6 protein-coding genes are annotated in these 7833 nt (G+C 40.3%); all 6 read right to left on the bottom strand.

Going from position 1 to position 7833, the window contains the following annotated elements:
• Positions 1–37: 37 nt before the first annotated feature.
• The 6 genes from IEY03_RS16085 to IEY03_RS16060 all read right to left on the bottom strand — a co-directional run bounded on the left by IEY03_RS16085 (position 38) and on the right by IEY03_RS16060 (position 7807).
• Positions 38–1783 carry a hypothetical protein gene (locus IEY03_RS16085; RefSeq protein ID WP_188843557.1) on the bottom strand — a complete coding sequence of 582 codons (1746 nt, stop codon included), beginning with the start codon at positions 1781–1783 and terminating at the stop codon, positions 38–40.
• Between the two features lie 443 nt (positions 1784–2226).
• Positions 2227–2736: a hypothetical protein gene (locus IEY03_RS16080; protein WP_229778368.1), complete on the bottom strand. Its 510-nt coding sequence runs from the start codon at positions 2734–2736 to the stop codon at positions 2227–2229.
• A 172-nt stretch (positions 2737–2908) separates the two neighbouring features.
• Positions 2909–3979, bottom strand: a complete 1071-nt coding sequence (gene oleD, locus IEY03_RS16075) for a 2-alkyl-3-oxoalkanoate reductase (RefSeq protein ID WP_188843555.1) — start codon at positions 3977–3979, stop codon at positions 2909–2911.
• On the bottom strand, positions 3967–5709 hold the full coding sequence (gene oleC, locus IEY03_RS16070) for an olefin beta-lactone synthetase (RefSeq protein WP_188843553.1): 1743 nt from the start codon (positions 5707–5709) through the stop codon (positions 3967–3969). Before oleC ends, oleD begins: the two co-directional genes overlap by 13 nt.
• 103 nt (positions 5710–5812) lie before the next feature.
• On the bottom strand, positions 5813–6706 hold the full coding sequence (locus tag IEY03_RS16065) for an alpha/beta fold hydrolase (protein ID WP_188843551.1): 894 nt from the start codon (positions 6704–6706) through the stop codon (positions 5813–5815).
• Between the two features lie 51 nt (positions 6707–6757).
• Positions 6758–7807: a 3-oxoacyl-ACP synthase III gene (locus tag IEY03_RS16060; protein WP_188843549.1), complete on the bottom strand. Its 1050-nt coding sequence runs from the start codon at positions 7805–7807 to the stop codon at positions 6758–6760.
• Between the last annotated feature and the right edge of the window lie 26 nt (positions 7808–7833).

Here is a 7833-nt window from a genome sequence, read left to right as displayed (position 1 = left end):
GAGATGGAGTTTTATGGGAAGCGCCAAAAGTATGAAATTAACTATTGACGCCATAGTCTCTTGTTATGTTTATCCATGATTCAAACTCACGAGAAGACATATTTTCATACAACCCTTTAAAAGTGAGTTCATTCCTATAAGTTACATTGCAATATAGAACAGATGGAGTTACTACTAAGCCAATAACTTCATCAAACTCAGAAAAATCATAATTATCTCCAATTTTATTCTCGTCAATAAGTTTTATTTTAGTTCTCCAGTCTTCTACATACTTCTCAATCGAAGACGTAATATTCCTGACCGTTTTATAGTCACCTTTGTCATACTCCTCATTATCCAATAAACTCTTGCATGAAATAGCAATCAGGCTATTTCCAAAAACCATGATCGCATCGAAGTCTGTAACTGATTTGTTTTTAAACCTTAGAGTTTTAGCAACTAGACTTCTGATATTGCTGGCTGGTTTCAGTTTTGAGTTGTCAATCAACTCTTGAGTTTGCTTTTCAAAAAAATATCCGCGTAAGTTCGCAATATTTCCTTGTTCTTTAGTGTATTCAAGTTTGTTAAATAAAAACTCAAATGAGGATGAAATGTCGAATCCAAGCATTTTACCAGCATCAAAAAATACAGATATATTTGAAGGGTAAATATTTTCACCTAATGGTCTGCTGTACTTATTTCTTATCTCAGTAGCATCATTTGTGAACGTTGTTCCTAACGTCTCCAGCTGGATCTTTTTAACTGACTCGATAAACCCTTGAAAGTATTCATCAATAAAGCCTTTAGAAAAAAGAAGGTAACCTTTTTCGGCTATATCAGGCAAGAATACCCAACCTCTAATAATCAGTGTGGTTATAAACTGTAAGATACAAATCATCTCTAAGAGTTCTATTTCCCACGGTAACCCTTCCTCGCCCAATTTAAACTCGTTATATATTGTTTCTAAACTTATTGGAACAATATTGAAATTTACTTTGGTATATTTTGTATCTTTGAGTTTAGTAGCTTTTTTAGGGATGTATTCATATTTTCCCGATTGATTTTCATTAGCGACAATGACCAAGCTTTCGATATTATTCAAGTGTCTTTGTTTAAGGCTGAAACCACTTTTAGAAGGCATACTTATGCCATTTTCTACTTTACTTTCAATTACATTTCTATCATCAAATAGCTTAATAGATTCAATAATCGCACTTTCATCAATTGGCATCGGCATTAATTCATTTTCACAAATATGAAAATCGCAACCTTTAGATGAGATCCTGATTAATGTATACATGTCTCCTAATAATTGTGAATAGCCTACAAGTTTACAATAGTCTTTTACTACATATTCGTTAATCTCAAGAGAAACACTATTTCCATTTTTGTATAATTCAGTTTCATCAATTTCTTTTTCGCTAAATGAAATACAAGATTCAACCATCTTTATGGCGAATAAAAAAGTGGTATCTAATCTCCCCTCAAAATGCTCTTTAGGGAGAGCAGTAAAATAAAATTTCCAATAATATTTAGGATGATTATTTACAAGTTTTATAATTGAATTTTCAATTTTTGATATGCTCTCTTGGGCATATTTATTTGCTTCGAAAGCGGATATTCTTTTAGTAGACTCATCAATAATTTTGCCAAAATTCAATAGCGATTTAGCCAATTCATTATGACTTTTATCTATCTCTGCTGGTATATCAATGTTTATATCAATTTCTAACATTCTTTTTTTAGATTGACGAGTCGCCTTTTTAAAATATTTTTCTAATCGTTTATTTTTTTTTGAAGACATATATACCTTGAGATACCCGATGAATACTTATAAACATAACAGCTTATTGAACGGCGCATCATTCAATGTCGGCCGTTTAAGTTATTGATTAATAACATCCTACATTTGCTATCTTATTGATGTAAAGCGCTTTTAATTTCAATAATCGCAAAACAAAGCGTGCAAAATGTTTTTCAATATGATTTTTCTACTTGCTTACTGAAAAACACTCACGAAATAAACGCCTTATGAAACACTTATTTCAATAACACCTACTACTTATGGATGATTTCTGACCTTATAGTTCGTCAATCAGCCGAAAAGCATTACAACTGTATAAACAGATAGTGATAAATAAAAGCGGGCGAATTGATAAAAATAATCGGTTATTAGGCTCGATTAAAGAACAACTTAAACCTTCTCTATTGCGCCCATCATTAACAAAGCCACATAACGCGTTTTTATTAAATCCGTTGCCACACTTCTTGTTCTTTCAAGACACCGTTTTCAATCCGTTTGGTGAAAAGCTTGTCTTGCTTGATGGTGTATTCAAACTTAAACGCGGCACCTGTTGCTACCCCAAATGAATTAAGATCTGGCGTTTCAATGTAATATTTATCGGTTAATTGATAAGTGCCTGTGCCAGCGGCCCAAAATTGTTTGCTGCCTTGAACATCTTTAATGGTGGTGAAACTGAAATGACTTTCTGAAATGATTTTTATCGAACGTAAACTAAGGTGTTGATAATCGACCCATTGCTGTTTTTCATCAAGGTATTTCCCTGAAACTAACTGCCATGTGCCCATAAGTGGATTGGATTCTACGGGTGCTTGCTTGGCATAAAATGCTTCAAGTTGCGTATTTAATGGAATGGCATGTCCCTGTTGCACTATTGCCATACTCGCTAGCAGTAACATGGCGCTGCGACGCAGGAGCATGCTAAAACAGAACTCTGTCACTGAGTTAATATTCATTACACTATTTCCCTATAGTATTGAACACGATGCCAAGATAAACAGACCTTGAGCATTATTTTATCTGTAGGTTACGCTGTTAATATCGCTATGTTCATGCAGGTGTTAACTGCGCCATCATAACCTAAAATCGCTGCCGGTAAATTACACTAAAGTATGGATATATTCGCCATTATAATGATTGCTTTAACCGTAACATGCCCTCATCAATTGACACCAAGGGTTGATAACCTAAATCTTGCTTCGCGGCGCTAATATCAAAGTAATGACTGGTTGATAACTGCTTGGCGACAAATTTGGTCATTATCGGTTCTTCAGCCTTATTTAATGCCAAATAAACCGATTCAAGCAATGCCCCAACAGCATAAGCTAATCCTGCTGGCACACGTTTGGTTACGGGTGGTAAATCAACACAGGCTAATATTTTATTGAGCATTTGTGCCATGGTAATAGGTTGATCATTACTTAAAAAATACGCTTTTCCCGCAGATTTTGCCGCCGAAGTTAAATCAACCGCAGCAAGAATATGGGCATATGCCGCATTATCAACATAAATGGTATCAACTAACTTATCCTGTTTACCAAGCAGTTTTAATCGCCCGGCTTTGGCGCGTGTAATCACCCGCGGGACAAGATGGGGATCATTAGGGCCCCAGATAAGATGTGGTCTTAAGGCGGTGGTTTTCAAGCTTGGGCTGTTAGCGGCTAGCATGTTCTGTTCAGCAATCGCTTTTGACTCGCCATAATAATTCAAATACTGGCCAGCATAGGGCGCCTGTTCATTAATACCATTTTCATCCTCGCCGGCAAAAGTCACGCTTGGGGTGCTGGTATAAATTAAATAGTGAATATCTAAACCCTGACACGCCTTAATAATGTTATCTGCGCCGTCAACGTTAGGTGAAAAATAACTCTGCTTACTGCCCCACACTCCTGCTTTAGACGCCACATGAAAAACCAATTCACAGCCTTGCATCGCGGCTGTCACTTGTTCAGCGTTAGCAATATCACCTTGAATTAACTGCACGCCCATCTGGGTTAATTTGGGGTAATCACCTCTTGCAAAACCGACCACAGCTATTCCCGCGGCAATCAGGCGTTTGCAAATAGCAAAACCTAAAAAGCCACCGGCACCGGTAACAAAAACCTTTGTCACCTTTTGCTTAAGTTGATTCAGAGCGGCTTGCTCTTCTATTGGATAATCAGTCAGCATAGTGTGTTGTTCACCTATTATTCTTTCCATTGCTTTTGAGCCCAAATCGCTAATTTTTCACGAAATATTTTAGCATTATGCCGCACATCGACCGGAAATTCAGGGTGAATGAAAAAACGGCTAATGCCCTGGGTGTGGGGGTAAAGCGTTGCCAGTTCGACTAGGTTTTGATACAGCACTTTTGAGGTAGAGCACACCACCCCTTTATTCAGTTCGATACACACTAATGGCACTACGTTGCCATCAATCGTGACTGGCACTAATGCTGAACGTTTCACTTGCGCATGGGTATTAAACACCCGTTCACAGGGGATTGAAAAATATCGTTTTTCAAATTGCCCTTTTACGCTTGCATCCACTCGGTGAGCTTTTCGGCCGCACATCCACAGTTGGTTATTCGCATCAAGGTAGCCAACATCACCCATGCGATGCCGCATTTGGGTGCCATCTTGTATTTTTGCTCCAGCAGTGGCGCTATCTCGTTGATAGTAAGCTTGGCTAACCATGGCGCCTTTCACCACGATTTCGCCTATCTGATCAGTGGCTAAGGCTAAATTATCTGTCCAGTGGGCGATTGGCGGCTCAACAATATCGATTATCGCTATTTCAACCCCCTCAATGGCCTGCCCAACACAAATGCCTGCGCCTTGATCGGTTTTATCTGTGGTGGCGAATAATGCACTGCTGGCAATTTTACTGATAGGCAATGATTCGGTCGCACCATAGGAGTTAAGCACTTCAACCTTAGACTCAAGCATTTTACTGAAACGTTTAATCGATGAAATAGTTGCTGGCGCGCCAGCTGAAATCACTCGCTTTACTGAGGTCAGCTTATGTTGGGTTTGCTCACCCGCCTGACCTAATCTTTCAAGTAGTGCGGGGTTAACAAACATATTGCTACATTGATACTGGGAGATTGCCGCAAATAAGTGTTTAGGCTCAGCCGTAATCGGCTTACTGGCATCCATATCAGGCACAATTGAAGCCATGCCTAACGCTGGGCCAAATAAGGAAAACAGCGGGAAAGTGGCTAAGTCACGTTCGCCAACGCTAATGCCATAATCGTGTTTTAAGGCACTGATTTGTGCCTCAAACATTTTATGGCTGTATACCACGCCCTTAGGCGTGCCTGTGCTACCACTGGTAAACAGAATTGCGGCCATTTCGTCTTCAGCTAATTTCACCATAGGATAACGATTGTACTGAGTACCATTAACCTGTTTTAACGACTCTATACTGAGACAACCCGCCAACCAGCGCTGAAAACGATTACCACCCACATTAATGCAATACTTAACCGAATCTTTACCCCAGCCAAGTACACGTCTTGCAATATGGGCTTTGGGTATACCGATAAAAGCATCTGGCTTGGCTTCAATAAAACATTGTTTTAGATTATTAATCCCCATACCTGGGTCGACTAAAATGGGAATGATACCGGCTTTAAACAGTGCAAAAGTCAGGTTAAAAAAAGCAATGCTGGGCGTGACCATCAATACCGCTTTCATGCCCTGTTTAATGCCTGATGCATTCAGCTTATAGGCCAGCTCATCGGATTGTTTATCCAGTTCGGCAAAGGTTAACTCTTGATACTGATACTGTCCGTTGCCTTTAGCCTGTTGCACTGCTACCGCTAATAAATCAGGGCTATGCATGGCTGCGTTAACTAAATGCTGACACAAATTCGCGTATTCAGTTACTGATGCAGGCTGGGTGTGCTGATCTATAGTGGATTCAGGCAAGGATGTATTTTGAGTCATAAATAGCTAATTACTTAATCAAAGTGGAATAAAAATAATGCCAATTAAATCAATGTACGGTTATTACCGCCGACAAGGTGAATAAAAAAGGCTCCGAAGAGCCTTAATGTTGTTTGATAAAACCTTGGATCAGCTCAATCACATCGTCGCTGGCATCTTCTAAAATATAATGTCCACAATCTTCAAACTCGTGAACTTCAGCGTGGGGCATACGCACGCGCCACTCTGCTAAAAAATGCTTATCAAACACAAAATCTTGTAAGCCAAAACAAATCAGCGTCGGAACGTTAGAAAATTTAGCAAGACTTTCACCAATGTCAGTCACTAAATCAAAGTTTCGATCACCTGGCTTTAATGGAATATCCTGCACAAATCGAATGGTTGAAATACGGTTTTTCCATGAGTTAAACGGCGCTACATAGGCTTCGCGTATGGCTTTATCCATAGGCTTACGCTTAACACCCACATAAGATGCGGCTGAAGAAAACGCATTTAAACCGCGCACCAATAATGTGCCTAATAAGGTTTCACGGCAAATCCATAATGCCCAAGGAAACGGCTTAGACTTAGGTAAATGAAACGCTGCGGTGTTCAAATACACTAAACGTTTAATGCGTTCAGGATGACGGGCAGCAAAACCTGTGCCTATCATCCCGCCCCAGTCATGACATACTAAGGTGATGTTTTCAGTAATGCCTAAATTGTCTAATAGGGCTTCTAAATCATCAATACGGTTATTAAGAGTGTAATCGTAATCGGGATCGTTCGGTTTGTCGGATATACCACAACCAATATGATCAGGCACAATACACTGATGGTTAACACTAAGCGCACTGACTAAATTGCGAAAATAATAACACCAGCTTGGGTTACCATGAACCATAACAACAGGTTCGCCCTGGCCTTCATTAATATAGTGTAGCTGATGGCCATTTCTATCTAAAAAATGGCTTTCAAATGGCAGTAATGACTGTAATTGTTGTGTGTGCGACGTCATGATGTGTCCTATTGAATATGTCTTGTTTTTTGTTCAATTAGTAAGGGAGTGTTACCACTTCAGCCCTAACATCATGCAGTTCAAACCACTGCCTATTCCTAAAAAGCTGACCTGATCGCCTTGACGTAAAAAGCCAACGTCATGGGCAATAGCCGCTGTTACCGGTAACGATACTGTGCCCATATTGCCAAGGGTTTGGTAGGTTGGGTATTCTTTTTCTTGAGGAATATTTAACGCGCTAAGTACCTGTTTGCGGTTTGACGCGCCCACCTGGTGACAAATGACTTTATCAACTTGTTCCACAACCCAATCACGCTGAGCTAAAAAATGATCCCAAGTGTGCTTGGCTAAATCAACGCCTTCTTTTAATAAGGTTACGGCATCGGTACGCATAAATTCGCGGTACAACATATGACCCGCTTCCTGTAAGCCCCATTCACACAGATTGTGATGCTCAGGTGCCGATAAATGGCTTGCCCCAAGAAGTTGATGTTGACGTGTGTTTTTAAGCGGTAAACTACCATCGGTTAAAATGACCGCGATAGCGCCCGAGCCACCGGTTAAGGTTGCCAATGACTGGGCAAAGTTTTGCATTGTCGGTTCTGCTAGCATGTGATCTATGGTCGCTTCAACAATATCGCGCGCCGATTCACATGACACCACCATACCCGCTTTAATTTGACCCAGTTCGATACGGTTGGCTATGTCTAAAATACCCGATAACACGCCAAGGCAGGCGTTGCTGATATCGTAAATCGCGGTATCTTTTGATACCCCTAGTTCAGCGGCAATTCGACACGCGGTTGCAGGCTCGTGTTGATCTCGACACACTCCGGTGTAAACCACAGCCCCTAAGTCGCTGACGTTAATCCCCGTTTCATTGACCGCTTTGTTAGCCGCCGCAATAGCACCGTCTGATAAACGATACCCTTTTGGCCACCAACGACGCTCAGTGATCCCGGTTAAGGCAGCAAGCTGCCCCATAGGAATACGAAACTTTTTATATAGAGGCGCAAGACGAGATTCAAGATCTAGACTTGAGACAACTTGAGGTGCTAGCTCATAGGCTAGACTATTGATAAACACACGAGAGTATTTCATTAAACCATTTGTTCACTTTTACTCAA

This window comes from Shewanella aestuarii, from assembly GCF_014647215.1.
GTDB classification, from domain to species: Bacteria; Pseudomonadota; Gammaproteobacteria; order Enterobacterales; family Shewanellaceae; genus Shewanella; species Shewanella aestuarii.
Note: the sequence above shows the minus strand (reverse complement) of the source record. Positions and strands in the feature narration are given on the sequence as shown.

Excerpts from the sequence above, each read along its gene's own strand:
- IEY03_RS16085 (WP_188843557.1), bottom strand. The coding sequence starts at position 1,783 with ATGTCTTCAAAAAAAAATAAACGATTAGAAAAATATTTTAAAAAGGCG.
- IEY03_RS16080 (WP_229778368.1), bottom strand. The coding sequence starts at position 2,736 with ATGAATATTAACTCAGTGACAGAGTTCTGTTTTAGCATGCTCCTGCGT.
- IEY03_RS16060 (WP_188843549.1), bottom strand. The coding sequence starts at position 7,807 with ATGAAATACTCTCGTGTGTTTATCAATAGTCTAGCCTATGAGCTAGCA.
- IEY03_RS16065 (WP_188843551.1), bottom strand. The coding sequence starts at position 6,706 with ATGACGTCGCACACACAACAATTACAGTCATTACTGCCATTTGAAAGC.
- oleD (WP_188843555.1), bottom strand. The coding sequence starts at position 3,979 with ATGGAAAGAATAATAGGTGAACAACACACTATGCTGACTGATTATCCA.
- oleC (WP_188843553.1), bottom strand. The coding sequence starts at position 5,709 with ATGACTCAAAATACATCCTTGCCTGAATCCACTATAGATCAGCACACC.